This window comes from Stenotrophomonas genospecies 5, from assembly GCF_054473825.1.
Map to the genome: position 1 here is coordinate 2829132 of NZ_JBTMUW010000001.1, position 26631 is coordinate 2855762.

At 67.1% G+C, this 26631-nt stretch carries 26 protein-coding genes and 2 riboswitches; of the genes, 10 read left to right on the plus strand and 16 right to left on the minus strand.

What is annotated here, in order from left to right; all coding sequences use genetic code 11:
• Positions 1 to 32 precede the first annotated feature (32 nt).
• From ACX9OW_RS13010 to ACX9OW_RS13025, 4 genes are all read left to right on the plus strand, one after another.
• Positions 33 to 2534 (plus strand): DNA topoisomerase I, encoded by a 2502-nt coding sequence (locus ACX9OW_RS13010; protein WP_180876531.1) that lies wholly within the window; start codon positions 33 to 35, stop codon positions 2532 to 2534.
• A 105-nt stretch (positions 2535 to 2639) separates the two neighbouring features.
• Positions 2640 to 3230 carry a Sua5/YciO/YrdC/YwlC family protein gene (locus tag ACX9OW_RS13015; protein ID WP_080375246.1) on the plus strand — a complete coding sequence of 197 codons (591 nt, stop codon included), beginning with the start codon at positions 2640 to 2642 and terminating at the stop codon, positions 3228 to 3230.
• 56 nt (positions 3231 to 3286) lie between these two features.
• A complete protein-coding gene (locus tag ACX9OW_RS13020) occupies positions 3287 to 3961 on the plus strand; it encodes a DUF4124 domain-containing protein (RefSeq protein ID WP_459062362.1) in 675 nt (224 codons plus the stop codon).
• Positions 3962 to 3986: 25 nt separating this feature from the next.
• Complete coding sequence (locus tag ACX9OW_RS13025) at positions 3987 to 4709, plus strand: hypothetical protein (RefSeq protein WP_065181585.1); 723 nt, start codon at positions 3987 to 3989, stop codon at positions 4707 to 4709.
• Positions 4710 to 4747: 38 nt separating this feature from the next.
• Here the strand turns inward: ACX9OW_RS13025 and ACX9OW_RS13030 are convergent, their stop codons facing one another.
• Positions 4748 to 5524 (minus strand): SDR family oxidoreductase, encoded by a 777-nt coding sequence (locus ACX9OW_RS13030; protein WP_065181584.1) that lies wholly within the window; start codon positions 5522 to 5524, stop codon positions 4748 to 4750.
• Positions 5525 to 5635: 111 nt separating this feature from the next.
• Between ACX9OW_RS13030 and ACX9OW_RS13035 the strand changes: the two genes are divergently transcribed.
• On the plus strand, positions 5636 to 5848 hold the full coding sequence (locus ACX9OW_RS13035; protein WP_459062363.1) for a hypothetical protein: 213 nt from the start codon (positions 5636 to 5638) through the stop codon (positions 5846 to 5848).
• Between the two features lie 100 nt (positions 5849 to 5948).
• Here the strand turns inward: ACX9OW_RS13035 and sppA are convergent, their stop codons facing one another.
• The 4 genes from sppA to ACX9OW_RS13055 all read right to left on the minus strand — a co-directional run bounded on the left by sppA (position 5949) and on the right by ACX9OW_RS13055 (position 11040).
• Complete coding sequence (gene sppA / locus ACX9OW_RS13040) at positions 5949 to 7871, minus strand: signal peptide peptidase SppA (protein WP_053515746.1); 1923 nt, start codon at positions 7869 to 7871, stop codon at positions 5949 to 5951.
• A gap of 109 nt (positions 7872 to 7980) precedes the next feature.
• A complete protein-coding gene (locus ACX9OW_RS13045; protein WP_053515745.1) occupies positions 7981 to 9345 on the minus strand; it encodes an MATE family efflux transporter in 1365 nt (454 codons plus the stop codon).
• Positions 9346 to 9470: 125 nt separating this feature from the next.
• Complete coding sequence (locus tag ACX9OW_RS13050) at positions 9471 to 10040, minus strand: DUF3106 domain-containing protein (RefSeq protein ID WP_459062364.1); 570 nt, start codon at positions 10038 to 10040, stop codon at positions 9471 to 9473.
• Complete coding sequence (locus tag ACX9OW_RS13055; protein ID WP_128987728.1) at positions 10033 to 11040, minus strand: hypothetical protein; 1008 nt, start codon at positions 11038 to 11040, stop codon at positions 10033 to 10035. The genes ACX9OW_RS13050 and ACX9OW_RS13055 overlap by 8 nt, the downstream gene beginning before the upstream one ends.
• 413 nt (positions 11041 to 11453) lie before the next feature.
• Between ACX9OW_RS13055 and ACX9OW_RS13060 the strand changes: the two genes are divergently transcribed.
• A complete protein-coding gene (locus ACX9OW_RS13060; RefSeq protein ID WP_459062365.1) occupies positions 11454 to 13631 on the plus strand; it encodes a primosomal protein N' in 2178 nt (725 codons plus the stop codon).
• 59 nt (positions 13632 to 13690) lie between these two features.
• On the opposite strand, the gene ACX9OW_RS13065 is transcribed toward ACX9OW_RS13060, so the two are convergent.
• Both ACX9OW_RS13065 and ACX9OW_RS13070 read right to left on the minus strand, forming a co-directional pair.
• Complete coding sequence (locus ACX9OW_RS13065; RefSeq protein WP_065174440.1) at positions 13691 to 14311, minus strand: glutathione S-transferase family protein; 621 nt, start codon at positions 14309 to 14311, stop codon at positions 13691 to 13693.
• A gap of 107 nt (positions 14312 to 14418) precedes the next feature.
• Positions 14419 to 15213 carry an NYN domain-containing protein gene (locus ACX9OW_RS13070; protein WP_253119249.1) on the minus strand — a complete coding sequence of 265 codons (795 nt, stop codon included), beginning with the start codon at positions 15211 to 15213 and terminating at the stop codon, positions 14419 to 14421.
• Positions 15214 to 15332: 119 nt separating this feature from the next.
• Between ACX9OW_RS13070 and ACX9OW_RS13075 the strand changes: the two genes are divergently transcribed.
• Positions 15333 to 16613, plus strand: a complete 1281-nt coding sequence (locus ACX9OW_RS13075; protein WP_065174438.1) for an NAD(P)/FAD-dependent oxidoreductase — start codon at positions 15333 to 15335, stop codon at positions 16611 to 16613.
• A gap of 99 nt (positions 16614 to 16712) precedes the next feature.
• On the opposite strand, the gene ACX9OW_RS13080 is transcribed toward ACX9OW_RS13075, so the two are convergent.
• A complete protein-coding gene (locus tag ACX9OW_RS13080) occupies positions 16713 to 16988 on the minus strand; it encodes a GIY-YIG nuclease family protein (RefSeq protein ID WP_053515731.1) in 276 nt (91 codons plus the stop codon).
• Between the two features lie 39 nt (positions 16989 to 17027).
• Positions 17028 to 17117: riboswitch (glycine riboswitch) on the plus strand.
• Between the two features lie 13 nt (positions 17118 to 17130).
• Positions 17131 to 17236: riboswitch (glycine riboswitch) on the plus strand.
• Between the two features lie 82 nt (positions 17237 to 17318).
• On the opposite strand from ACX9OW_RS13080, the gene ACX9OW_RS13085 reads away from it, so the two are divergent.
• Positions 17319 to 17936 carry a trimeric intracellular cation channel family protein gene (locus tag ACX9OW_RS13085; protein WP_053515730.1) on the plus strand — a complete coding sequence of 206 codons (618 nt, stop codon included), beginning with the start codon at positions 17319 to 17321 and terminating at the stop codon, positions 17934 to 17936.
• 197 nt (positions 17937 to 18133) lie between these two features.
• Here the strand turns inward: ACX9OW_RS13085 and ACX9OW_RS13090 are convergent, their stop codons facing one another.
• On the minus strand, positions 18134 to 19207 hold the full coding sequence (locus tag ACX9OW_RS13090; protein WP_053515727.1) for a 3-deoxy-7-phosphoheptulonate synthase: 1074 nt from the start codon (positions 19205 to 19207) through the stop codon (positions 18134 to 18136).
• 257 nt (positions 19208 to 19464) lie between these two features.
• The gene (locus tag ACX9OW_RS13095; RefSeq protein WP_053515725.1) at positions 19465 to 19725 is read right to left on the minus strand and encodes a hypothetical protein; all 261 of its coding nucleotides are present in this window, start codon (positions 19723 to 19725) and stop codon (positions 19465 to 19467) included.
• Between the two features lie 457 nt (positions 19726 to 20182).
• Here ACX9OW_RS13095 and ACX9OW_RS13100 point away from each other — a divergent pair, with 457 nt between their 5' ends.
• Entirely contained in the window at positions 20183 to 20539 is a 357-nt protein-coding gene (locus tag ACX9OW_RS13100) for a hypothetical protein (RefSeq protein WP_065174435.1), read from the plus strand.
• Between the two features lie 59 nt (positions 20540 to 20598).
• Here the strand turns inward: ACX9OW_RS13100 and ACX9OW_RS13105 are convergent, their stop codons facing one another.
• Positions 20599 to 21333, minus strand: coding sequence for a DNA alkylation repair protein (locus ACX9OW_RS13105; protein WP_459062366.1), 735 nt, complete (start codon positions 21331 to 21333; stop codon positions 20599 to 20601).
• Positions 21330 to 21830 (minus strand): MarR family winged helix-turn-helix transcriptional regulator, encoded by a 501-nt coding sequence (locus ACX9OW_RS13110; protein ID WP_128987723.1) that lies wholly within the window; start codon positions 21828 to 21830, stop codon positions 21330 to 21332. Before ACX9OW_RS13110 ends, ACX9OW_RS13105 begins: the two co-directional genes overlap by 4 nt.
• A gap of 166 nt (positions 21831 to 21996) precedes the next feature.
• Between ACX9OW_RS13110 and ACX9OW_RS13115 the strand changes: the two genes are divergently transcribed.
• A complete protein-coding gene (locus tag ACX9OW_RS13115; RefSeq protein WP_459062367.1) occupies positions 21997 to 23154 on the plus strand; it encodes a serine hydrolase domain-containing protein in 1158 nt (385 codons plus the stop codon).
• Positions 23155 to 23186: 32 nt separating this feature from the next.
• Here ACX9OW_RS13115 and ACX9OW_RS13120 read toward each other — a convergent pair whose 3' ends face one another.
• The 4 genes from ACX9OW_RS13120 to ACX9OW_RS13135 form a co-directional block, all read right to left on the minus strand.
• Complete coding sequence (locus ACX9OW_RS13120; protein WP_459062368.1) at positions 23187 to 23915, minus strand: Fic family protein; 729 nt, start codon at positions 23913 to 23915, stop codon at positions 23187 to 23189.
• The gene (locus ACX9OW_RS13125; RefSeq protein WP_128987720.1) at positions 23908 to 24378 is read right to left on the minus strand and encodes a hypothetical protein; all 471 of its coding nucleotides are present in this window, start codon (positions 24376 to 24378) and stop codon (positions 23908 to 23910) included. Before ACX9OW_RS13125 ends, ACX9OW_RS13120 begins: the two co-directional genes overlap by 8 nt.
• Positions 24379 to 24520: 142 nt before the next feature.
• A complete protein-coding gene (gene groL / locus ACX9OW_RS13130; RefSeq protein WP_053515717.1) occupies positions 24521 to 26170 on the minus strand; it encodes a chaperonin GroEL in 1650 nt (549 codons plus the stop codon).
• An 81-nt stretch (positions 26171 to 26251) separates the two neighbouring features.
• Positions 26252 to 26539 (minus strand): co-chaperone GroES, encoded by a 288-nt coding sequence (locus ACX9OW_RS13135; RefSeq protein WP_006396661.1) that lies wholly within the window; start codon positions 26537 to 26539, stop codon positions 26252 to 26254.
• Positions 26540 to 26631: the final 92 nt, after the last annotated feature.

The following is a 26631-nucleotide window of genomic DNA, read 5'->3' on the forward strand; positions in this document are numbered from 1 at the left end:
CCCCTGCGGCTCGCCCCACAGACACTGCTGCCATGCCCAAGCACCTGCTCATCGTCGAATCGCCGGCCAAGGCCAAGACGATCAACAAATACCTCGGCAAGGACTACACCGTCCTGGCCTCGTATGGGCACGTGCGCGATCTGATCCCGAAGGAAGGCGCGGTCGATCCGGACAACGGGTTCGCCATGCACTACGACGTGATCGACAAGAACGAAAAGCACGTCGATGCGATCGCCAAGGCGGCCAAGGGCGCCGATGACATCCTGCTGGCGACCGACCCGGACCGCGAAGGCGAGGCGATCAGCTGGCACATCGCCGAGATCCTGAAGGAGCGCGGGCTGGTCAAGGACAAGCCGATGCAGCGCGTGGTCTTCACCGAGATCACCCCGCGCGCCATCAAGGAAGCGATCAACCAGCCGCGGGCCATCGCCAGCGATCTGGTGGACGCCCAGCAGGCACGCCGTGCGCTGGACTACCTGGTCGGCTTCAACCTGTCGCCGGTGCTGTGGCGCAAGGTCCAGCGCGGCCTGTCCGCCGGCCGCGTGCAGAGCCCGGCACTGCGCATGATCGTCGAGCGCGAGGAAGAGATCGAAGCCTTCATCGCGCGCGAATACTGGTCCATCGCCGCCGAATGCGCGCACCCGTCGCAACACTTCAATGCCAAGCTGGTGAAGCTGGACGGACAGAAGTTCGAACAGTTCACCATCACCGACGGCGATACCGCCGAGGCCGCCCGCCTGCGCATCCAGCAGGCGGCGCAGGGCTCGCTGCACGTCACCGACGTGGCCAGCAAGGAGCGCAAGCGCCGCCCGGCGCCGCCGTTCACCACCTCCACCCTGCAGCAGGAAGCCTCGCGCAAGCTCGGCTTCACCACCCGCAAGACCATGCAGGTGGCGCAGAAGCTGTACGAAGGCGTGGCAATCGGCGATGAAGGCACGGTCGGCCTGATCTCCTACATGCGTACCGACTCGGTCAACCTGTCTCAGGATGCGCTGGCGGAAATCCGCGACGTGATCGCCCGCGATTACGGCATCGGTTCGCTGCCGGACCAGCCCAACACCTACCAGACCAAGTCCAAGAACGCCCAGGAAGCGCACGAAGCGGTGCGACCGACCTCGGCGCTGCGCACGCCGGCGCAGGTGTCGCGGTTCCTGACCGACGACGAGCGCAGGCTGTACGAACTGATCTGGAAGCGCGCGGTAGCGTGCCAGATGATTCCGGCCACGCTCAACACCGTCAGTGTCGACCTGTCGGCCGGCAGCGAACACGTCTTCCGTGCCAGTGGCACCACCGTGGTCGTGCCCGGCTTCCTGGCCGTGTATGAGGAAGGCAAGGACAGCAAGAGCGCCGAAGACGAGGACGAAGGCCGCAAGCTGCCGGCGATGAAGCCCGGCGACCGCGTGCCGCTGGAACGCATCCTGGCCGAGCAGCACTTCACCCAGCCGCCGCCCCGCTTCACCGAGGCGGCACTGGTCAAGGCGCTGGAAGAGTACGGGATCGGTCGTCCCTCGACCTACGCCTCGATCATCCAGACCCTGCTGTTCCGCAAGTACGTGGAGATGGAAGGTCGCAGCTTCCGTCCGTCCGACGTCGGTCGTGCAGTGTCCAAGTTCCTGTCCAGCCACTTCACCCAGTACGTGGACTACGACTTCACCGCCAGGCTTGAAGACGAGCTGGACGCCGTCTCGCGCGGCGAGGAAGAGTGGATCCCGCTGATGTCACGCTTCTGGGAGCCGTTCAAGGAGCTGGTCGAGGACAAGAAGGAATCGGTCGATCGTGCCGAAGCCAGTGGTGCGCGCGAGCTTGGCACCGACCCGAAGACCGGCAAGCCGGTCAGCGTGCGCCTGGGTCGCTTCGGGCCGTACGCCGCCATCGGCAGCACCGCCGAAGATGCCGAGGAGAAGCCGAAGTTCGCTTCGCTGCGCCCGGGCCAGTCGATGCACACCATCACCCTGGAAGACGCGCTGGAGCTGTTCCTGATGCCGCGCGCGCTGGGTGAGGACAAGGGCGAACCGGTCAGCGTCGGCATTGGTCGCTTCGGCCCGTTCGCCAAGCGTGGCAGCACCTATGCCTCGCTGAAGAAGGAAGACGACCCGTACACCATCGACTTGGCCCGCGCCGTCTTCCTGATCGAAGAGAAGGAAGAGATCGCGCGCAACCGGATCATCAAGGAATTCGAAGGCAGCGACATCCAGGTGCTGAATGGCCGCTTCGGCCCGTACATCAGCGACGGCAGGATGAACGGCAAGATTCCCAAGGACCGCGAGCCCGCCTCGCTGACGCTGGCCGAAGTGCAGCAGCTGATGGAAGAAACCGGCAAGCCGGTGCGCAAGGGCTTCGGCGCGAAAAAAGCCGCTGCCAAGAAGGCACCGGCGAAGAAGGCGGCGGTGAAGAAGGAAGCCGCGCCGAAGAAGGCAGTGGCCAAGAAGGCACCGGCCAAGAAGGCGGCCGCGAAAAAGGCGCCGGCAAAGAAGGTCGCCGCCAAGAAGGCACCGGCGAAGAAAGCGGCCAAGAAGGTCGTCAAGAAGGCCTGATGTGGGACAGCGCCCGGCCATGGGCCGGGCGCAGGCAGTGCAGTACCCGGTCCGCCGCCGCCTCGATGGCGCCGGTCCACCCCATCTGCACGCGGTGGGAGGATAATGAAGGCCCATGCCGGGCCGGTCGCCACCATGAAAGAACTCACCCTGGATTCTGCCGTCACCCTGCTGCGCTCCGGCGGCGTGATCGCCTATCCCACCGAAGCGGTCTGGGGCCTGGGATGCGACCCGTCGCACGAAGCGGCGGTGCACACGGTGCTGCGGCTGAAGCAGCGGCCGATCGAGAAAGGCATGATCCTGGTGGCCGCCGAGCTGGCGCAGCTGGAAGGCTGGGTACGCCTGCAGGCGTTGCCCGACGAGCGTCAGCGTGCAGTGCTGGCCAGCTGGCCCGGCGCCAACACCTGGATTCTTCCTGCCGGGTCACGCGCGCCAGGCTGGATCACCGGCGAACACAGCGGCATCGCGGTGCGCATCAGCGCCCACCCGCTGGTGGCGGCACTGTGCCACGCGTGGGGCGGGCCCCTGGTCTCCACCAGCGCCAACCTGGCCGGCGAGCCACCGGCACGCAGCCGCGAGGAACTGGATCCGCGCCTGCTGCGCCTGCTGGACGGCATCCTGGACGGCCCGACCGGCGGCCTGGCCCAGCCGACGCCGATCCGCGATGCGCTCAGCGGCAACGTCCTGCGATCCTGAGCCGCCCTGTGGACGCGCGGATTGCGCCGCTCCGCCGGATCCCGCACGCTGCCTCCATGAGCCCGCTGCGCGCCGCCCTCTGCCTGAGCCTGCTGCTGCCATTGACCGCCACCGCCGGCGACGATGTGCGTGTCTACCGCTGTGTCGGCAGCAATGGCGCCGTGGCACTGCAGGACACGCCGTGCAGCAGCGGCCGCCAGGAAGTGCGCGACCTGCAGCGGCCGCGTGATCCGGCGCCGCAGGTGGTGCGCAGCGACGCCGCGCCCGCAACCAGCACGCCGCCGGCCGTGATCGAGCGCGAGGTCCGGCACGTCTACGTCCAGCCTCCGCAACCGATGTACGAATGCGTTACCGCCGACGGCGAGCGTTACACCAGCGACAGCAACGAAGGCAATCCACGCTGGGTCCCGCTGTGGACCACGGTCTGGTCGCCGCGCGGCCATTTCGGGCCAGGCCATCCCGGGCCCCGCCCGGCCACGGGCGCATCGGCCGGAGGTCCACCGATCTACCGGCCACCTGCGGTCGGCGTCGGCGTGCAGGTGCCGGCAGGCAACATCCTGGTCCGCGACGCCTGCCATGCGTTGCCGCCGCAGGAAGTCTGTTCGCGCCTGCGCGATCGCCGCTGGGAGCTGGACCGCCGCTACAACAGCGCGCTGCAGAGCGAGCGCACCGCGATCAGCAACGAACAGCGCGGTATCGATGCGCGCCTGTCGCGCGACTGCGGGCGTTGAGCCCCTGCCCGTGTAGGCTGCACGCATGAGAAGAGCACTCTGGCTGGTTCTGGCGCTGCTGCCCGCAAACGCGTTCGCCGAGGACATGGTGATCTACCGCTGCACATTCAGCAGCAGCGACGTTCCTACCCTGCAGCGCACGCCCTGCCCCGAAGGCAGCACGCAGCAGATCCAGCGGGTACCGGAGCCATCAGCGACTCCGGCACCGCGCGTGGAGCCGCCCGCCGGCCAGGAAATGGAGCTCGCCCCGTCGTCAGCGCCGCCGCCGGCAGCGGCGGACACGCCGCGCCGGCTCGACCAGGCGCGCACCATCATGGAAGCGGGCATGGTTGAACCCGCTGGCGGCGGCGACGCCATTCTGGACAGCGCAGCGCTGCCGCTGCGGACGGACCCGGCAAGCCGCAGCGACACCGCGCCACGGGCACCGCTGCCGCCGATCTTCCAGTGCAGCAGCGAGGAAGGAAGCCGCTACCTGCACGAGTACGAGGCGGCGCCACCGCACTGCGTGCTGCTCGACGTACAGGGTCTTGGCGGTGTCACCCCGGCCAATGCCGCCAGCTGCGAAGTGGTACGCGACCGCTGCGAGGAGGTTCCCGAGATCCAGCGCTGCGGCAGCTGGCAGCAGCGCCTGCGCGACGCCCGGGGGCGTGAGCGCTTCGCCGCGCCGGAGAACCTCGACGCCGCGCGCAGCGAGCGCGAGCGTCTGCAGGCCGTGCTCGAGGCCAGCGACTGCCCGGTACCGGGGTGAGGACCTGCCGGCGTGGCGCGGGCCCAACGCGGTGACGGTCAGAACCCGTAGCGCAGGAAGCCGCCGTCCACGGCGATGCATTCGCCGGTGACATAACTCGCCGCCGGCAGGCACAGGAAGCCCACGGCCGCGGCGACTTCCTCCGGCTCACCGATGCGGCGCATCGGCGTGCGATCGATGACTTCCTCGTAGTAGTCAGGGTCGGACAACGGCCCGGAGGTGCGGCGCGTGCGGATGTACCACGGCGCCACCGCGTTCACGCGGATGCCGTCCTCGGCCCATTCCACGGCCAGGTTGCGGGTCATCTGATGCATCGCCGCCTTGCTCATGCCGTACACCACGCCACTGCGCACATGGGTCAGGCCGGAGACGCTGCCGACGTTGACGATGGCCGACGAGGCGTGACGTGCCAGCAGCGGATGCGCATAGCGCGACAGTTCAAACGCCGAGAACAGATTGGTCTCGAAGATGCCGCGCCACTCGTCCTCGGTATAGTCGATGGCGGCGCGGGTGATGTTGCCACCCGCATTGTTGACCAGCACGTGCAGGCCATCGGCATGGTCCTCGACCCAGTCCAGGATCTGCCGGCGATCCTCGTCGTCGGAGACGTCGGCGGCAAGCGCGCGCACCTGCTGGTCGGGATAGGCGTCGGCCAGCTCGTCGCGCGCGGTTTCCAGCGCGTCGATGTCGCGCCCGACAATCATCAGGTCGGCACCGAAGCCGGCCAGTTCACGCGCGATGGCCAGGCCGATGCCGGCGCTGGCGCCGGTGATCAGTGCGGTCTGCCCGTCCAGTCGCCACCGTTGCTGGGTCATGTGTCCTCCCGGGCTGCGCCCGCTGTGTTCCGATGCAGAAAGGATACGCGCTCACGGCACGCCCCTGCCGGCGGTGCCACACTGGCCGCACGCCCGTCGTGGAGAGCCGCCATGCGCATCCTGATCCTGTCCGTACTGCTGTCGGCGACTGTATTGCTGGCCGGCTGCCAACGCCCACCGGCACCGGACCCGGAACGGCCGCCGGAACCCCAAGCCCTGGCCCGTGCAGCGCAGCAGCCGATCGATCGCGCGCGCGCCGTGCAGAAGATCGTCGATGATGGCGCCGAGCGCGAGCGCAGCGCGGAAGCCGACGCAGCGCGCTGATCGCCGCGATGGCGCCGTCAGCGGAGCGCCGCCAAACGAAAACGCCCGGCCAAGGGCCGGGCGTTTTCCGTCGATCCACGCTACGCGTGGCTGGCTGTGCTCAGAACCCGCAGAAGCAGTACGCCAGGGTCTTTACCGGAGCGCCGTTACCCTTTTCGCGCGCGGCGTTCTCGACGAAGCGCAGCTGGGTATCCACTTCCGGCATCGTGCGCGCCAGCATCATCCGCGCCACGCCCGAATCGGACAGCATCCAGGCACCAGTACGGCTGCCGGCAAACCCACTGACGAACTGCGCGAACGGGGTCGCGGCCTTTTCGATGTAACGCACGCGGAACTTGTCTTCGCCGCCCAGCTTGGCGCGGCTGGCGGCATCGGCCACGGCGTCTTTCAGGCCACCGAAGGCATCGACCAGACCACGTTCCTTTGCCTGCGCGCCACTCCAGACACGGCCACGGGCCACCTCATCAATGGCCTCGACCGGCTTCTTGCGTGCTTCGGCGACACGTCCGGTGAAGTCGGCGTAGCCCTTGTTGATGACCGTCTGGATGACCTGGCCCACCGCCGGATCCATCGGACGGGTGACGTCGAACGCACCGGCGAAGCGCGTGGTGCCGACACCATCGGTATGCACGCCGATCTTGTCCAGCGCGCGGCTGAAGTTCGGGATCATGCCGAAGATGCCGATCGAACCGGTGATGGTCGAGGGATCGGCGTAGATGCGATCGGCATTCATGCTGATCCAGTAACCACCGGACGCGGCCAGGTCACCCATTGACACCACCACCGGCTTGCCGGCGGCCTGCAGGGCCACCACTTCACGGCGGATCTGCTCGGAGGCGAACACTTCGCCACCCGGCGAATTCACGCGCAGCACCACGGCCTTGACCTGCTCGTCGTCGCGCGCAGCGCGCAGCAGCGCCGACGTGGACTCACCACCGATGCGGCCGGCCGGCAGGTCACCGCCACTGATCTCGCCGGCGGCAACCACCACGGCCACCTGCGGGCGTGCATCCACCGGACTGCGGCGGGCGTCGAGCAGGGCCATGTAGCGACCGAAATCGACATTGCGGAAGCCGCCCTCAGCGTCTTCATCGGCCACGCCGCGTTCGATCATCAGGTCTTCGAACTCCTCGCGGGTCTTCAGCGCGGTCACCAGCTTCTGCTGCAGGGCGAACTTGGCCAGATCGCCACCGGCAGCCGCCACACCTTCGGGCAGCGTATCGATGCCGGCGGCCAGTTGCGCCGGATCCAGCCGGCGCGCCTTGGCGATGTCGCCCAGATAGCGCTGCCACACGTCGTTCATCCAGTACAGGTCGGCTTCCTTGGCCGCCGGCGAAGCAGCATCAAGCACATAGGGCTCGGCCGCGGACTTGTACTCGCCCACCTTGAACAGGTGCACGTCCACGCCCAGCTTGTCCTGCAGGCCGGAGCGGAAGTACTGGCGGTAGCGGCCCAGACCCTCGAGCACCACCGATCCCATCGGATCCAGGTAGACCTCGTCGGCCTGCGCAGCCAGCAGGTACTGCGACTGGCCCATGCTTTCGCTGTAGGCCACCAGCTGCTTGCCGGACGCGCGCAGGCTCTGCAGCGCGGCGGCGACTTCACGCAGCGAGGCGAAGCCGGAGGGCTGCAGCTTGTCCAGTTCCAGCACCACGCGCTCGATCTTCTTGTCCTCGCGCGCCGACTCGATCACCCGGACCAGGTCACGCAGCTGGACCTCTTCGGCGCTGTTGTCGCCCACGGCCTTGGCCAGCGCGCGGCTGACCGGATCGGCGCTGAACTGCTCGACCAGGCGCCCTTCCGGTGCGATCACCAGGGTCGTGCGGTCCTGCAGCGATTTGCTGGCGCCGGCGCCCATGCCGGCAGCGATGACGAACACCACCAGCAGCAGGAACAGCAGGCCGAAGAACACCAGGTTGAGGATCAACCGGCGGGTGAAATTCATGACGTCCCACAGCCCGATGAAGAAACTGGCGACGGGATTGCGACGCGCCTGGGGCAGCGGGGGCACGGGTTGATTCATGGAGCGCTCCGGATGGCTTCTTGCCGTGGTAACAGCATAGCCGGTGCCGTGTGAGGCGGCATCGGACACAAGTCAGGGGATCGCCCGTCACGGGGTGACGGGCGGAGGGTCAGGACAGCGCGGACTGGCCGATGCGCTGGCTGCTGCGACGCAGGCGCCAGCCCATCAGGATGGCGGCGGCAGTGAGGCCGACGATCAGGCCGATCCACATGCCCTGCGGGCCCATGCCCAGCCCCAGGCCGAGCCCGGCGCCGAGCGGCATGCCCAGGCCCCAGTAGGCGAACATGGCGATGAACATCGGCACGCGGGTGTCCTTCAGGCCGCGCAGAGCACCGGCCGACAGCACCTGGATGCCGTCCGGGAACTGGAAGGTGGCCGCGTACAGCAGCAGCGTGGAGGCCAGGCCGGCCACCGCCAGATCGTTGGTGTACACCCCGACGATGGCATCGTGGCCGAACAGCAGCACCAGCGCGGACAACGTCTGTGTACCCATGATGATCGCGTAGCCGGCCCAGGCTGCACGACGCACACCGAAGCCATCACCCCGCCCCACTGCATGACCCACGCGCACCGTGGTGGCCTCGGCCACGCCCATCGGGATCATGAAGCACAGCTGCGCCACGTTGATCGCGATCTGGTGGGCTGCCGCCTCGTTGGCGCCGAGGCGGCCGATCAGCAGCGCGGTGACGATGAACAACCCACCTTCCATCAGCACGGTGATGCCGATCGGCAGACCGGTGCGCAGCAGGTCCCAGATCGCCTTCCAGCGCGGCCACTCGAAGTGCGAGAACAGCTGCAGATGGGCGAATCGCCGGGTACGCCACAGATAGAGGGCAAATGCGCTTGCCTGCAACCACATCATCACCGCCGAGGCGATGCCCAGGCCCTCGGCACCCAGCTCCGGGAAGCCCAGCTTGCCGTTGGCCAGCACGTAGCCCATCGGCGCCAGCACCACCAGGCCGCCGAAGCCGATCAACATGGTCGGCAGCGTCCAGTGCATGCCCTCGCTGAGATAGCGCATGCAGAAGTACAGCGTCAGCGCCGGCCCGCCCCAGCGCACCGCGTGCAGGAACGCTGTTGCGCCGGGCACGATGTCCGGCGCGATGCCGAAGGCGGGCAGCAGCGGCGGCACCACCGTGAGGAAGGTGAACATGATCAGGCCCAGGCCCAGCGCCAGCCACAACGCCTGCCGGAACAGCGGACCGATCTCGCGCTCGCGGCCGGCGCCGTGCAGCTGTGATACCGAGGCGGTCAGCGAGATCAGCGTGCCGATCGGAATCAGCATCGGCAGCCAGAGCAGGGCCGTGCCGATGGTCACGGCCGCCAGGGTTGAGGTGGCGTGATGACCGGCAATCACGTTGTCGACGAAGGAGATCAGGCCGGTGGAGACATGCCCGAGCACGAGCGGCAGGGCGAGCAGACCGGTGGCGCCGACTTCCTTGCTGAAGCGCGGCGTGGAGGTTGCGTTGGACATGGGATGCAGGACGCGAACTGCGGTTGCGCGCGAAGGGCACAGGCACCGGGTTGCGGGCCGTCATCTTACGCGCGCGGTGCGTTCATTCCCATGACATGGCGTGAACGCTGGGTTTGACCGCGCGCTTACTGGCCGGCCTGGCGCTTGAGCCAGGCGTCTCGTTCCGCAGCAGGTACGGCGAGGAACGCGCTGCGCACCGCATCGCGTTCCTGCGGCGGCGTGCGCTGGGCCACCAGCGCCAACTGCGCCAGCTGTGCCGGGCTGAGCTGGTGCAGCACGGCCAGTGCACTGTCGCGCTGCTGCGGTGGCAGGAAGCCGAACAGCCCATGCAGCTTGGGAAACTCCGCGCCCAGTTGCGGCCCCAGCCGCCAGCCATCGCGGAACGCCTGGTCCTGTGCCTGGAATTGCGAGCGCAGGCGCTCCTGCTGTGCGGCCGGCAGTGCGGCGAACCGCGTGGCCGCCTGACGGATGCGTTCGCGCTCGCTTTCCGGCAGCGCGCGCCAAGCGGCGTAGTCGGCGCGGCGCTGCCGCTGCTGCTGCGCGTCGAGCTGGACGAACGCGGTGGGTGCCGCCGATGGCGGGACCGCGGGCGTGGCCGCCGGCGCGGGTGGCAGTGGAACATTCAGGGTCTGGGGCGTTGCGGACAGCGACAACGGGATGGCCAGCAGCAGGCTGGTGATCACGGACTTATTCATCGGCGGCGGCGGTTTCCAGCACTGCGCTGGCCGGCTCTGGCCGGCTCGGCTTGGTCTGCGACTCGTCCACCGGCAGCGGACCACCGGCGGCCGTCCAGGCATACAGATCGGCCTCGGCCAGCAACGGATAATCGCGGTCGGCCAGCATTGCTGCGTCATCGCTGGCCGGGGCGCTGTCCGCCTGCGGCGTGGCAGCGACCGTGCTCGGCGGCAGCGCCTCGACCGTGACCGGGCCGGCCTCGGCAACCACCCCCTCCGGCAGCGGCGCATCGCTCACCAGCGACCGACCGCTCCAATGGCGCCAGCCCAGAGCGGCTGCCAGCAGTACTGCCACCGTCAGCAGCAGGATCGCCGGCCCGCGCCAGCGCGGTCGGGCATCGGGGCGCCGGCGCCGGGGGCTGGCAGCGCTCCGTTCATCGCGCTGCGGTGCCCTCCAGCTGGACGTCGGCGCCTGCGGATTGCTGCTGGTGGCAGCTGCCGGCTGCTGCAGCTGCTGCAGGCGCTGCGCCGGCAGGTCGCGGATGCGCTGCTGCACCTGTTCGGCCAGGCCGCGCCAGGCAACGGCATCCGGCTGACCCTGGGCATCACGCGGGCAGGCATCGGCCAGCAGCTGCTGGTAGCCGGCCTCATCACGATCGAGTACCCGCGTGGCGATGTTCTCATCCAGGCTGCCGCCCACCCGCAGCAGCAGGGCCAGCCGTGGCAGCGGTGCCATGCCGCCCAGTGCGGCGAGTGCCGGCGGCCACTGGCCCGGGGCCGGCTCGCGCAGTGCCTGCCGCTGCCCCAGCAGGGTCCAGAAGCGGGTCGGCCACTGTGCCATCGGCAGATCGCTGGCAACGGCCGAGAAGGCGCGCATCACCGCCACCAGGGTCTGCTCGGCCCGGGCCGGGTCGCCGCATTGCAGCTCCGCCACTACCAGGGCACGGCGCTCTACGCCACGCAGAAACGCCGACAGCGCACCGGCCGCGGTCGAGGAAACAGGGGCGGGCACAGCGGTCATCGGTCACTCCAGAGGTCTGCCGGCATGATAGCGGCAGGCCATCGGCGCCCGGCAGGACTTGCGTCCGTGGGCACTTCATGCTGCAGGTTGTGCACAGCACCACGCTGGCGCCCGGCAAAACCGCGACATCTCGCTGAATTCACTCTGTTTCAGCAATGTTTCACACATAACATATTGATTTTAATACATTTTAAAGTATGGCGATTTTTTGACCAACCCAAGGGCGAGGCCGTCGCCATCGGCGTCCTGCCCAGCCGTTGACCGGTAACGCACAGTGTTATCCACAGAACGTGTGGATAAGACTGAATCTCCAATGGACACCGATATTTAGGTGACATTTATGATTCGGCGACGTCCCCCGTGTGGGCCTTCCGGGCGGCATGCGGGTGCACACGGCCCGTTACACTGCCCCGATGCTCGACCCGATTCCGACCCTGCAGGTCGCCCTGCCCGTCCCCCTGCCCCGCCTGTTCGACTATCTGTCGCCGCAGGGCGATGCCCCGGACATGGCGGTCGGCTGCCGGGTGAAGGTGCCGTTCGGCAACCGCGAACTCATCGGCGTGGTGGCCGGCCACGGCCAGGCCGACGACGGCCAGGGCCTGCGTCAGGCGCTCGCGTGGTGCGACCCCGCGCCCCTGCTGCAGGGCGAACTGTGGCAGAGCCTGCAATGGCTGGCCCGATACACCCACGCGCCGCTGGGCGAAGTGCTGAGCACGGCCCTGCCGGGGCCGCTGCGGCACGGCGAAGCCCTGCCCGACACCCATCATTGGGGCTGGCAGCTGACCGCCGCAGGCCACGCGCAGCGCGGCACGCTGCGCGCAGGCAGCCGCCCGCGGCAGTTGGCGGAACTGCTGGCCGACGCCGTCGTGGACGAGGACGTGCTGGGGGCGCGCATGGAGGACTGGCGCAGCGCGGCGCGCAGTCTCGGCAAGCGCGCACTGGCCGAGCGCGTTGCACTGAGCGTGGCGCCACAGCACGCGCAACCGCTGCCCGGCCCGACCCTCAATCCGGACCAGGCCGAAGCCGTTGCCGCGATCAACGCCGCGGAGGGGTTCCAGCCCTTCCTGCTCGATGGGGTGACCGGCAGCGGCAAGACCGAGGTCTACCTGCAGGCGATCATCCACTGCCTGGCCCAAGGCCGGCAGGCGCTGGTGCTGGTGCCCGAAATCGGACTGACGCCGCAGACCCTGGCGCGTTTCCGCGGCCGCCTGGGCATCGCCGTGCATGCGCTGCATTCGGGATTGAACGACAACGAGCGCGCGCGCGTCTGGGCAGCCGCCTCGCGCGGCGAAGCGCGGGTGATCGTCGGCACCCGCTCGGCGGTGTTCACGCCGCTGCCGCAGGCCGGCCTGCTGATCGTGGACGAGGAACATGACGGCAGCTACAAGCAGCAGGACGGCATCCGCTACCACGCGCGCGATTTCGCCCTGGTGCGTGCCAAGGCGCTGGGGGTTCCGGTGCTGCTGGGCAGCGCGACACCGTCGCTGGAAACCCTGCACAACGCCTATGCCGGTCGTTACCTGCACCTGCGCCTGAAGCAGCGCGCCGGCGACGCTCGGCCGCCACGCGTGCGCATCCTGGATGTGCGCAAGCGTCCCCTGCAGGACGGTCTCTCGGCCGAAGTGCTGGCCGGCATCGGCGAGCACCTGCAGCGCGGCCAGCAGGTGCTGGTGTTCAAGAACCGGCGTGGTTACGCACCGGTACTGCTGTGCCATGACTGCGGCTGGACGGCGCCGTGCCAGCGCTGTGATGCGCCGATGACCGTGCATGGCGGCGGCCGTCGCCTGCAGTGTCATCACTGCGGTGCGCGGCAACCGGCGCCACTGGCCTGCCCCGCCTGCGGCAGCCTGGCCCTGCAGCCACAGGGAATCGGCACCGAGCGGCTGGAGGAGCACCTCACCGCCGCCTTCGCCGAGTACCCGGTGGTGCGCATCGACCGCGGCACCACCGCCCGCCGCGATGCGCTGGAACAGCAGCTGGCCAAGCTGGGGGACCAGGCCGGCATCCTGGTCGGCACGCAGATCCTGGCCAAGGGCCACGATCTGCCCAGACTCACGCTGGTGGTGGTGGTCGGCATCGACGAGGGCCTGTTCTCGGCCGATTTCCGCGCCAGCGAGAAACTCGCGCAGCAGTTGATCCAGGTCGCCGGCCGCGCCGGGCGCGCCCGCGATCCGGGCGAGGTGTGGCTGCAGACCCACCATCCGGGTCATCCCCTGCTGGAGACGCTGGTCAACGGCGGCTACCACCCGTTCGCGCAGGCCGAACTGAACCAGCGGCAGGCCGCCGGCTTCCCGCCATTCGCGCATCTGGCACTGATGCGTGCCGAAGCGCAGCAGGTGGAGCACGCCAACGCGTTCCTGCTGGCTGCACGGCGACTGCTGGGCGAACAGGCGCTGGTGGAGGCGTACGGACCGATGCCGGCACCGATGCCGCGCCGGGCCGGCTACCAGCGCACGCAGCTGCTGCTGTCATCGGCACAGCGCCCGCCTCTGCACGGCATGCTGGCGCAGCTGGTACCGCAGCTGTATGCCTTGCCGGAAGCCCGCAAGGTGCGCTGGTCGCTGGATGTGGATCCGACGGATCTGTATTGAATGCAAGCAGAATCCGCCGGGCATGGCCCGGCGCTACCGTTACCGCGCGCGATTCCCGCTTACGTCAGCGGTGACATCACGCCGCGCTGGTAAGCGGGTCGCTCACGCAGCCGGGCGTACCACTCGGCCAGGTGGGGCAGGTCCGGACGCTGGATCGGCAGTTCATACCAGGCGTACACCAGTGAACCCAACGGGATGTCGCCCATCGCGAATGTCGCGCCCGACAGCCACGGCTGCGTGGCCAGCGTCGCGTCGGCCATCGCCAGGTAATCGGCGGCGCGGACGATGGCAGCATTGATCCGCGATTCGTCGCGGTCTGCCGGCGCGGTGCGCATGATGCCCCAGATCAGATCGCTGTACAGCGGCGCCATCCGCGAAGTGCTCCAGTCCATCCATTTCTCGGCCTGTGCGCGTTCCATCGGATCCTCGGCGTACAGTGTCCCCAGCGCGTAGCGCGCGCTCAGGTAGCGCACGATGGCGTTGGACTCCCACAGCGGCAGGCCCTGGTCCTCGATCACCGGCACCAGGCTGTTGGGGTTCATCGCCAGGTATTCCGGCGTCTGTGTGCCACCGTGGCTGCCGCCCACTTCGATGGACTCGTAGGGCAGGCCGATCTCTTCGGCACACCACAGCACCTTGCGGACGTTGCTGGAATTGCGACGGCCCCAGATCTTCAACATGCGGGTATTCCTTGCGGGCAATGCGAGCGGCAACGATACGCCCGATCGGCGTACATGTGGGCGTGCGGAATGATGCGCGGGGGGCGTCGGCCGGGCATGGCCCGGCGCTACCGGTTCTTCTTCGGCAGCGCGCGCACGTAGGACGACTTGCCATCCTTCTTCAGTTCGAACAGACCGATCGCCGCCAGCAGATCACTCAGCTTTCCATAGCCATAGTTGCGCGAATCGAACGAGGCCTGGTTGGCGATCTGGCTGCCCACCGGCCCCAGGTGCGACCAGCCGTCCTCGCCTTCCGCGGCGGACACAGCGCGGCGCAGCATCTTCACCAGACGTGTATCGCTGCGCATTTCCGCGCCGCTCTTGCGCGGGCGCACTTCGTCGCCGCTGCCCGTTTCACCGATGGCCGGCTCGATGGCTCCCGGCTCTGCCGTGCCCTGTTCCACTTCCGGCACGCTGGAATGGGCCTGGCCCAGTGCTTCCAGATAGGTGAATTTGGAACAGGCATTGACGAAGGGTTCCGGCGTCTTCTTTTCGCCGAAGCCATACACCTTCACCCCGTCGGTCAACAGGCGCATCACCATTGGAGTGAAATCAGCATCGCTGGAGACGATGGCGAAGCCGTCGAGGTTGCGCGCGTACAGCAGGTCCATCGCATCGATCACCATGGCCATGTCCGAGGCGTTCTTGCCCTTGCTGTAGGCGAACTGCTGGATGGGCCGGATCGCGTACTCGTGCAGCACCGCCTCCCAGCCTTTCAGCCGTGGGCTCTTCCAGTTGCCGTAGGCACGGCGGACATTGGCCACGCCGTAGCGGGCCACCTCCGCCAGCACTTCGTCGATCTTCGATGCGGGCGCGTTGTCGGCGTCGATCAACAGGGCGATGCGCTTTTCCGGTTCGCTCATGGGCCTCTCGCTGGCGGTTGCCTGAATCCGAGTATCGCCGATCCGCGCGCACGCTGACGTGACAGGCCGCCGCCGTGCGAAGATGCCGGACGGTTCCCCATGCCCCCTGGAGTGAGTCGATGAGTCGTGAGCGCGTTCCCCACCTGGTCGTTGTCGGCGGCGGTTTTGCCGGCCTCTGGGCCACCCGTGCGCTGGCACGCGAACGCATCCGCATCACCCTGGTCGACCGCCGCAACCATCACCTGTTCCAGCCGCTGCTGTACCAGGTCGCCACTGCAGGCCTGTCAGCGCCGGATATCGCCGCACCGCTGCGCCACATCCTCGGCCACCAGCGCAACGTGGAAGTGCGGCTCGGTGAGGTCGTGGCCATCGACAGGCAGCTCCGCCAGGTGCGGCTGGCCGACGGCAGCACGCTGGACTACGACAGCCTGCTGCTGGCTACCGGCGCCACTCACGCCTACTTCGGCAACGACCAGTGGGCCGATGATGCGCCCGGCCTGAAGACCCTCGACGATGCCATTGCCCTGCGCCGCAAGCTGCTGCTGGCGTTCGAGCGCGCCGAAGCCGAACCGGACCCGGCCAGGAAGGCGGCGTGGCTCAGCTTTGCCGTCGTCGGCGGCGGCCCGACCGGCGTCGAACTGGCGGGCACCCTGGCCGAGATTGCACGCCATACGCTGCGCAATGAATTCCGCCACATCGATCCGGCCAGCGCCAAGGTGCGCCTGGTGGAAGCCGGTCCACGCGTGCTGTCCTCGTTCCCGGAAGTGCTCTCGCTGAAGGCGCGCCGGCAGCTGGAAAAGCTGGGTGTGGAAGTGCTGACCGGAACGCCGGTGAGCAACATCGACAGCCAGGGCTTCACGCTGGGTGACCAGTTCGTGCCGGCGCGCACCGTGGTGTGGGCGGCCGGCGTGGCCGCCTCGCCGCTGGCGCGCACGCTGGACGTGCCACTGGACCGTGCCGGGCGCGTGCAGGTGCAGCCGGACCTGACCCTGCCCGGGCATCCGGAACTGTTCGTGGCCGGCGATCTGGCCGCGGTGAACCAGGCCAACGGCAAGCCCGTGCCCGGCGTAGCGCCCGCCGCCAAGCAGATGGGCAAGTACGTGGCCGAGGTCATCCGTGCACGCCTGCACGGCAGGCCGGAGCCCGGGCCCTTCAAGTACGCGGACTACGGCAACCTGGCCACCATCGGCCGCATGGCCGCCATCGTGCACCTGGGGCGCCTGCAGCTGTCGGGCGTGCTGGCCTGGTGGTTCTGGCTGGCCGCGCACGTGTTCTTCCTGATCGGCTTCCGCAACCGCATCGTGGTGCTGCTGAACTGGGCGGTGGCGTATTGGAGCTACCAGCGCAGCGCACGCATCATCTTCGGCGATGACCAGGATGACCGCCGGCCGAAACGGTAGCGCAGGTCTGCAACGGGGTCTGATCCCCTTCCTGCGGAAAGGGATCTGACCCCACGTCGCGTCGCGACTGACTGCGATGCGCCGTGCCTGGGCACGGCGCTACAAAGATGCGGAATCCAATGCCTGCAACCACGCCAGCTTGCGCTCGCGCGGCAGCTGTTTGAGCTGCCATTCGGCGCGCGAGGCGGCGGAGCGGTCCGGGTACTCGCGCACGGCCAGGATGCGCAGCGGCGGGCGGGCCCGGGTGTAGCGCGCCCCCGTACCGGCGCGATGGGCGGCGAAACGCGCGTCCACGTCGGTGCTGATGCCAGCGTAGTAGCTGCCATCGCGGCATTCGAGCAGGTACAGGAACCACGGGCGGTGGGACGGGGCCATGCCGGGATTATGCCGTGCTGCACCGCAGCGGATATACTGCCCGCGAATGCAGGAGAGAGGCGCCGCGTTGGCGCCCGCCGAAGGCGCAGGCTCCCATGATCGCTCAGGCCGGTGGGCTGGAATCCCACCAACCATGCATTCGACTCGCCGAGCTGGAGAGAGGTCACCGGGCATGCCCGGTACGATCCGCCGAAGGGGCACGCGGCCTACGCCACTGAACTCTCAGGCAAAAGGACAGCGGGAGCGGCACCGGTCATCGTCATCCCGTCATTGCGCAGGCAATGGCGGCGTCCGCGCATGGCCGGCCCCATCGCGTCCGGAGCCTGTTCCATGTTGCTGTCCATCATCTACCTGATCGCCATTTCCGCCGAAGCCATGACCGGCGCACTGTCCGCGGGACGCCGCCGCATGGATCTGTTCGGCGTGGTCATGATCGCCTGCGTTACCGCGCTCGGCGGTGGTTCATTGCGCGACATCCTGCTTGGCCACTATCCGCTGGGCTGGGTCAAACATCCCGAGTACCTCGGCTTCACCGTGTGCGCGGCGCTGATCGCCACTTGGGTCGCACGCTGGATGCACCACTTCCGCCGCACCTTCCTGGTGCTCGACGGCCTGGGCCTGATCGCCTTCACCCTGATCGGTTGCTCGATCGCACGCGAGGCCGGTCATGCCACGCCGATCGTGCTGATCGCCGGCATGCTGACCGGCGCGTTCGGCGGCGTGCTGCGCGACATTCTGTGCAACGAAGTGCCCCTGATCTTCCAGAAGGAGCTGTACGCGATCATCGCGCTGCTGACCGGCGCCGCCTATCTGCTGCTGCTGCACTGGAACGTGTCCGATGCCACGGCCATCCTGTGCTGCCTGGCGGGCGGCTTCGCCCTGCGCCTGCTGGCGATCCATTACCGCTGGGAAATGCCGAAGTTCGTGTATCACGACGAAGTGCATTGAACGATGGCGTGTTCGCCGGGCGTGGCCCGGCGCTCCCCTTCGTGCCCTGCACCACCCCGGCGATGGACCTGGCGCTGTCGCTCATGCGCAGCGCCAGGCGCATCGCCGGTGCGGACGGGCCGGTCTCCAACTCCGACCGGCCCTGATCGCGGCCGCACCCCCGCAGGCGCAGGCCGCCATCCACACACATGCCGCGCTCAGGCGGCTTCTGACACCGTCACTTCGCGACGGGCGCGCACGGCCGCAGCCAGTCGCTCCAGCACCGTCACGGTGGTGTCCCAGTCGATGCAGCCATCGGTGATGCTCTGTCCGTAGACCAGCGGCTGGCCTTCCACCAGTTCCTGCCGGCCTCCCACCAGATGGCTCTCGATCATCACGCCCACGATGCGCTGTTCGCCGTCCTCCAGCTGAACGGCGATGTCTTCGATCACCTTCGGCTGGTTTTCCGGGTTTTTCAGGCTGTTGGCATGGCTGGCATCGATCATCAGCCGCGTCGGCAGCCTGGCCTTGGCCAGTGCCTGGCAGGCATCGGCCACGCTGGCCGCGTCATAGTTCGGCTGCTTGCCGCCGCGCAGGATCACATGGCAATCCGGGTTGCCGGTGGTCGAAACGATGGCGGTGCCGCCCTGCTTGGTCACCGACAGGAAGTGATGCGGGTTGGAGGCCGCGCCGACCGCATCGGCCGCGATCTTGACGTTGCCATCGGTGCCGTTCTTGAAGCCCACCGGGCACGACAGGCCGGAGGCCAGTTCGCGGTGCACCTGGCTTTCGGTGGTGCGTGCGCCGATCGCGCCCCATGCCACCAGGTCGGCGATGTACTGCGGCGAGATCACGTCAAGGAATTCAACGCCGGCCGGCAGGCCCAGCTTGTTGATGTCGCGCAGCAGGCCGCGGGCAATGCGCAGGCCCTTGTCGATCCGGAAGCTGCCGTCCAGGTCCGGGTCATTGATCAGGCCCTTCCAGCCCACCGTGGTGCGCGGCTTCTCGAAGTACACGCGCATCACGATCTCCAGCTCGCCGGCCAGCGCGTCGCGCAGAGGCTTCAAGCGCTGTGCGTACTCGATGGCCGCATTCGGATCGTGGATCGAACACGGGCCGACCACGACCGCCAGGCGATCGTCGCGGCCATGCAGGATCTGGTGCAGGGCCGCGCGCGAAGCACTGACGGTGTCGGAGGCTTCATCGTCACACGGCAGCATCGCCAGCAGCTGGGCAGGCGGTGTGAGCGGTTCGATGGTGCGGATGCGCAGGTCGTCGGTATGGGGGGGCATGGGGGAGGTCTCCGGTACGTTGGGGGTCCCCAGCGAGGCGGCATGAAAAAAGCCGCCAGGTTCGCTGGCGGCTTTCGGGAATGCGTCTGAAGCTTTCTTCAGGGTGAGCGCAGTCCTTCCTCCGCCAGTGGCTTCGGAAAGTAATACCAGTAAAAGCGGGTAGCGGCTGCGTTCATGGGGTGTATTGATAGCACAGCTTCTGCGCAGCACAAAATGTTTCATCCGCAACTGGGGAAGCGGTTCAGCAGCACGGCGATCTAGCGGCTGCCATGCACTTCCACGTCCAGCAGCAGGCCCTCGTGGATATCGGCCCAGCGCTCCAGCACCTGGTCCAGCTCCCGCCTCGCCTCCTCCAGCTGCTCGGGGTTGAGCAGGGACCGCGCCGTGTAGAGATCGGAGACCAGCCGCCGCAGTGTCGATTCCGGTATCGCCACCGAGGGCCCGTCCACATCCGGCAACTGCAACGCCGGGGTGTCGCCGGGAGGGCCGAACAGCGTGACCTGGAGCGTGCTCTGCATGATCGACTTCCCTGTGGGTAGACGTGGGCAATGCACTGTTTACCGCGTTCGGATGACCGGCGCATGTGCCGGTGTACGGATCGATCGTGTCGCGACTGGACCGATGGTGCCACCGCGTTGAGATCTTCCTTCCAGGCTTCCCACCCTTCGGCCCGGAAGGGGCGTGCAGGCGATCGATGCGCGGTTATACGGGCAATGGCATATGCGATACATGTGCTCAAGATGGTTTGCCACCGGAAAAGGGTGGCCGGGTCGGCAAAGCCCGAGGAGATGTTGTTTACGCTTGTCAGCCGGCGTCGCCTTGGGCGGCGCCGGCTGGCAATCCGTCCGCGTTCCATGGCGGGCGGTGCGGGGGGGCGCTTGCGCCCGCCGGATCAGTGACCCGGTCTTTGCCGCCACGTACCGTCCGCCACCTCTTCCGGTGGCGGTGTCGTCTGTCCTGTACGGAGCACACGCCATGAACACACCACACGTTCCCTTCCCCGGTGCCCACCCCGATCCGGCCAATGCCGATCAGGCGCCGTTCGATCCCAACGGTCTGGTCGCCCACCTGCAACGCATCGGCAGCGGTGCGGCCGCCGATGGCCAACCCTGGCCCGAGCGCCATCCAGCGAACGGCCGACGCATGATGCTGGCCGATGCCGATGGCGCACTGGCCGGCCTGCGCATCGTGCAGGAGGTGCTGCTGGCCGCCGAACGCTGCCGCCAGAATGCCGCGCCCGAACATCACGTGAGCGACCGGGTGATGGAAGGGTTGATGCTGGCATCCCTGGGGCTGGCCACGCATGCGGCCGAACGCCTGCAGCCCCACTAGCCGCGTCCGCGCAATGTGACCGGGCCCGATGGCCCGGTCATGGGCCGGCCCCCGCCGGATCACAGTGAACGCAGTGCGCGCCTGCGGATGTAGGCGTTGGCAGGGCTGTCGCGCTCGCGTTGCCAGCGTGTGCACAGGTCACGCAGCCACTGCGGCTGGGTCTTCCCGGCATCGTTGAGCCAGTTGCCGACGGAATCCTGCACATAGCGTTCGGGATCATCAGCCAGTGCCTCCAGCAGCGAATGCGCGTGTTCGGGATGCTGCTTGAAAAGAGCGATGTGCGCCGCCCAGACGCCACGGGGACGCAGTGCTTCACAGGCAAACCGGCGCAGATGCGCGGACGGTTCCTGCGTCCACGGCTGCAGGCATTCAAGCGCCAGCAGTGGCCCGGCAACGATGTCGGTGCGCAGCGCCAGCCACACCCATTCGCGCACGCCGAAATGCGGATCATCGGCCAACGGGCGCATCTTCTCCAGCTTCACCGGCAGGGAGGCGGTGGCATCGCCACCGATCAGGTAGCAGGCCCAGCCGCGCACGGTGTCGGATGCATGCGACTGCCACTGTGCAGGATCACCCTGCCTGGCCTCACGCAACAGCGTTGCCGCCAGAATCATGCGCTGGGTAATGCCTTTGCTGGCGGCATCGCGCATGCATTGAATGGCAGTCTCCGGCAGCACCGCAACGGTCTGCAGCAACACCGCGAAGTCCACGGCCAGACATTCCGCCAGATGCGTGCTGGCGGCTGCCCCGGTATCCAGCTGATGCTTTCGCGCCGGGCTGATCGCTGCGCTCACTGCAGGTCCTTCCGTCCGCCGCCGGTGTGCTGCCACACCTTGGCCAGCAGCTGTGAGAGCTGCACCTGCTCGGCAGTGTCCAGGCCGTTGAACAGGCCCGCGATCCACTGCGTGTGCTGATTGAAGAGGTCTTCGGCCAGGCGCTTGCCCTGCGCGGTCAGCACGATCTGCAGGCGACGACCATCGTCCGCATCGCTGCGCCGCTGCAGCAGACCTTCGCGCTGCAGGCCATCGAGCAGGCCGCTGATGGTGGCGCGGGTGACGCCGGCGCGCTCGGCCAGCGCATGCGGCGACAGTGTGCCGCCGGCACCGTGCAGCAGGAACAGCACGATGAAGCGGCCCTCACTGAGCCCGTGCGGTGCCAGCCGGCTGGCGCAGTCGCGATCGATCGCCGAGGACAGCGACAGCAGCTGGAAGCACAGATGCAGGAGGGCGACATTGGCGTGGCCACGTCGCCGGGCCTCATCCAGAAGGGCGCCATGTTTTGCCTCAAGCACGGTGATTTCCAATATGTTTAGGTGCCTAATCATATTCATGACGGGATGGAGCGCAACACCTACGGGGCCTGCCGCCGGGCCCGGCCGGGCGCACTCCTCGCGCAGGGGGCTGCAAGCAGCCGAAGCTGCGGTAGCATCGCGCCACGTCCCGCCAGGAGTTCCACGCATGCGCCGTGCCGTCCTGCTGTTGCTGACGCTGTTCCCCGCCGCCGTAATGGCCGCTCCCCCTCCCGTGCCCTCCCCGGCCCGGATCGATGCCGAAGCCAAGCGCCTGATGCAGGTCGCCCACGCCCGAGGGATGGCAGTGGCCGTCGTCGACGGTGGCAAGGTCGTGCACGTCGCCGCCTATGGCGAGCGCAACGCTGCCGGCGAACCGCTGCAGACCGACACGGTGATGTATGCGGCATCGCTGACCAAGATGGCCTTCGGCCACCTGATCGCGCAGCTTGCACAGGACAAGGTGATCGATCTGGATGCCAGCATCGCCAGCGCGCTGGACAGACCGCTACCGGACTATCCGGCCGAGCCGAAGAAGTACGCCGATTACACCGTGCTGGCCGGCGACGAACGTTGGCGCCGGCTGACCCCGCGCCTGCTGCTCAACCATGCCAGCGGCTTTGCCAACTTTGCATTCCTGGAGCCGGACGGAAAACTGAAATTCCACTTCGATCCGGGCAGCCGCTATGGCTATTCCGGCGAAGGCCTGATCCTGCTGCAGTTCGTGCTGGAGCGCGGGCTGGGCCTGGACGTGGGTAGGCTCATGCAGCAGCGCGTATTCGACCGCTTCGGCATGCCCCGCACCAGCATGATGTGGCGCGAGGATTTCGCCACGAATCTGGCCGACGGCTGGACCGCCGAAGGCACGGCGGAGCCGCACGATGAACGCAGCCGCGTGCGTGCCGCCGGTTCGATGGACACGACCATCGCCGACATGGGCAATTTCGCTGCCGGCTATGTCAGTGGCCAGGGGCTGTCGGCATCGATGCGCCGGGAGCTGGTGCGGCCGCAGCTGCCGATCACCACCGCCAGCCAGTTCCCGACGCTGCAGCCGGAACTGCCGGTGGCGCAGCGGCGCAGAAACCTAGCTGCGGGACTGGGCGTGGTGACATTCACCGGTCCACAGGGCGCAGGCTTCTACAAGGGCGGACATGACGATGCGGTGGGCAACACGCTGGTGTGCGTCGAACAAGGCCAACGCTGCGTGGTGATCCTGGGCAACGATGTGCGCGCCGAAGCGGCCTTTCCGGCACTGGTGCGCTTCGTGCTGGGCGAGACGGGGGTGCCGTGGGATTGGGAATACGGCAACAAGAGCTTTGTCAGATGACGACAAAGATCCCCACCTCGCGGCGGGGGCCACTACTCCGGAATGTGGTAATTGCGGGCTTGATCGAACGCGTCGTACCCAGCAGCGACAGCTGGATCTTCATACGCTGCAACCTGGTCTTCACCTGTGCGTACTCCATCCAATCCGCGGAGCCCATCGATACGTTGGGACCACACATGACGATCGAGTTGCGGGCCAATATAGGGCCGCAGGTATCCGTCAAGATGCCCTTGGTCCGGCGACTCGATTTCCGCAGTCAATGCGGCGAGATAAGAATCTTTCCGGGTAGCAGTCCAGTTCACTGAAAACCCGGCGCGATGACAGAGCTCTGCGTGCACCAGTAGCATCGCGCGCCCATTGCCATCGAGAAAGGGATGGGCGTATGCGAACAATCCCATGATGAGACCCGGTGCATCAGCGATCCGCCCCTTCTCCTGCGCCAGATGTAGCGCATGCACCACTGCCCGCTGGGACTCGAATGGATGACAGAAGTGAACGTGCCCCTTGGTTACGTGCTTGTCTGGCGCGACCGTTGCGCGGTCCATTCCCGCCCACGGATACAGGCCTTCGAACAGAATCTGATGGACCCTGAGGAAGGCGGCATAGTCGATATGCGCAGCTTGCTCGAGATACTTCAAGGCCTTGGGCAGCTGAGCGCGAAACAATTGATGCTCCGCGATCTTGATCAACTCAAGGTCTTTCTCGCCTGCATGATTTCGCAGGTATCCCACCGCCTCATAGTCACCGAACGGATCAAACACCTTTGAGCCTGTGATGCGCCATCACCAGCTTTACCATTTCCTGACCGGAGAGCTTGTCCTCGCGGGTCAATGCGACCAGCAGATCATCGGTGTCATCACTCTGCACGGTGTCGCCCGCCAGTGATGTCACTGCACTGGCCCAGCTATCCATGTAACGCGCCGCGTACTGTACGCCTTCACGTTTGGCGAGCCGACGCGCCAATTTGGTAATCGCCGTAACAACGTTGCCGCGCGCCGAGCCATGCTCTTTCGTTGCCAAAAGACCAGCGCGTCCGAGCCGCGCCACAGTGCCCGGATGCGCATAGATACCGCGCTCAAGACGCTCAAGCTGGTGGCTCTCAACCAAGGCCCGCAAGGCTTCAGTGACCTGCGTACGTCCACCCAGATCATTGAACTCGGAACGCAAGAAAACCCCCGGCCTAGCAGGGTCAATCTGGCGCAGGATCCGGCCCTTGATATCCATGTAACCATGCTAGCACATCCGAATTAAGGCGCCATGTATCAATAACTTAAGCATCATCCAGGCGTCCGGCCTGCCCCCAGCCGCCCACAAAAAAAACCCCGCCTTGCGGCGGGGTTTTTCACTTCATCGGGAACAGCGGACCTTAGAAGTCCATGCCGCCCATGCCACCCATGCCGCCCATGCCACCGGCGCCGCCCAGGGCCGGCTCGTCCTTCTTCGGAGCTTCGGCAACCATGGCTTCGGTGGTGATCATCAGGCCAGCGATCGAGGCCGCGTTCTGCAGCGCCGAACGGGTCACCTTGGTCGGGTCCAGGATGCCGAACTGCAGCATGTCGCCGAACTCACCGGTGGCGGCGTTGTAGCCGAAGCTGCCGCTGCCTTCCTTGACCTTGTTGACGATGACGGACGGCTCTTCGCCGGCGTTGGCGACGATCTCGCGCAGCGGGGCTTCCATCGCGCGCAGGGCGATCTGGATGCCGTGGTTCTGGTCTTCGTTGGCGCCCTTCAGGCCGGCCAGCGCGGTGACCGCACGGACCAGTGCAACGCCGCCGCCCGGAACCACGCCTTCTTCAACGGCTGCACGGGTAGCGTGCAGGGCGTCGTCGACGCGATCCTTCTTTTCCTTCATTTCGATTTCGGTGGACGCACCCACCTTGATCACGGCAACGCCGCCGGCCAGCTTGGCCACGCGTTCCTGCAGCTTCTCGCGGTCGTAATCCGAGGAGGTGTCCTGGATCTGGGTCTTGATCTGCGCAACGCGCGATTCGACCGCAGCCTTGTCGCCCACGCCGTCGATGATGGTGGTGTTCTCCTTGGAGACCTGCACCTTCTTGGCGCGGCCCAGGTCCTTGATGGTGGCCTTCTCCAGCGACAGGCCCACTTCTTCGGAGATCACGGTGCCGCCGGTCAGCACGGCCATGTCTTCCAGCATCGCCTTGCGACGGTCGCCGAAGCCCGGGGCCTTCACGGCCACGACCTTGACGATGCCACGGATGGTGTTGACCACCAGGGTCGCCAGCGCTTCGCCTTCGACTTCCTCGGCCACGATCAGCAGCGGCTTGCCGGCCTTGGCGACGCCTTCCAGCACCGGCAGCAGGTCACGGACGTTGGAGATCTTCTTGTCGTGCAGCAGGATGAACGGGTCATCCAGGTCAGCGGTCTGCGACTGCTGGTTGTTGATGAAGTACGGGGACAGGTAGCCGCGGTCGAACTGCATGCCCTTGACCACGTCCAGCTCGTTGTCCAGGCCCGAGCCTTCTTCAACGGTGATCACGCCTTCCTTGCCGACTTCCTTCATCGCGTCAGCGATGATCTGGCCGATCGACTCGTCCGAGTTGGCCGAGATGGTGCCGACCTGGGCGATCGCCTTGTCGTCAGCGGTCGGCTTGGAGATGTTCTTCAGCTCGGTGACGGCAGCCACGACGGCCTTGTCGATACCGCGCTTGAGGTCCATCGGGTTCATGCCGGCAGCAACGGCCTTGGCGCCTTCGCGGATCAGGGCCTGGGCCAGCACGGTGGCGGTGGTGGTGCCGTCGCCGGCGTCGTCGTTGGTGCGCGAAGCAACTTCCTTCACCATCTGCGCGCCCATGTTCTCGAACTTGTCAGCCAGTTCGATTTCCTTGGCGACGGAGACGCCGTCCTTGGTGATGGTCGGGGCGCCGAAGCTCTTCTCGAGCACGACATTGCGGCCCTTCGGGCCGAGGGTGGCCTTGACGGCATTGGCGAGAACGTTGACGCCGCGCACCATGCGCGAACGGGCGTCTTCACCGAAACGGATATCCTTGGCAGCCATTGCAATTACCTCATTGGTCGCGCCGGGCCGTGCCCGGCGGCTGGGATGTGGGGATCAGGTTGAAACAGGTCGCGGCGGGGCTCAGCCGATGACGGCGAGCACGTCGTCTTCGCGCAGGACCTTGTACTCGACGCCTTCGCTCTTGTACGAGCTGCCGGCGTACTGGCCGTAGATGACCTTGTCACCGACCTTCAGGGACGGCGCGCGCACGCTGCCGTTGTCCAGCGGCTTGCCGGGGCCGACGGCCACGACTTCACCCTTGGTGGACTTTTCCTTGGCCGAGTCGGGGATGACGATGCCACCGGCGGAGATTTCGTCGGCTTCGATCGGCTTGACCACAACGCGGTCGTGCAGCGGCTTGATGCTCATAGGAGACCTCTTAAGTGATTGATTGGTCTAAAAAAGTCCGGCGATGTTAGCACTCGCACCAGGCGAGTGCCAGAACCGCACGTGAAGAAACC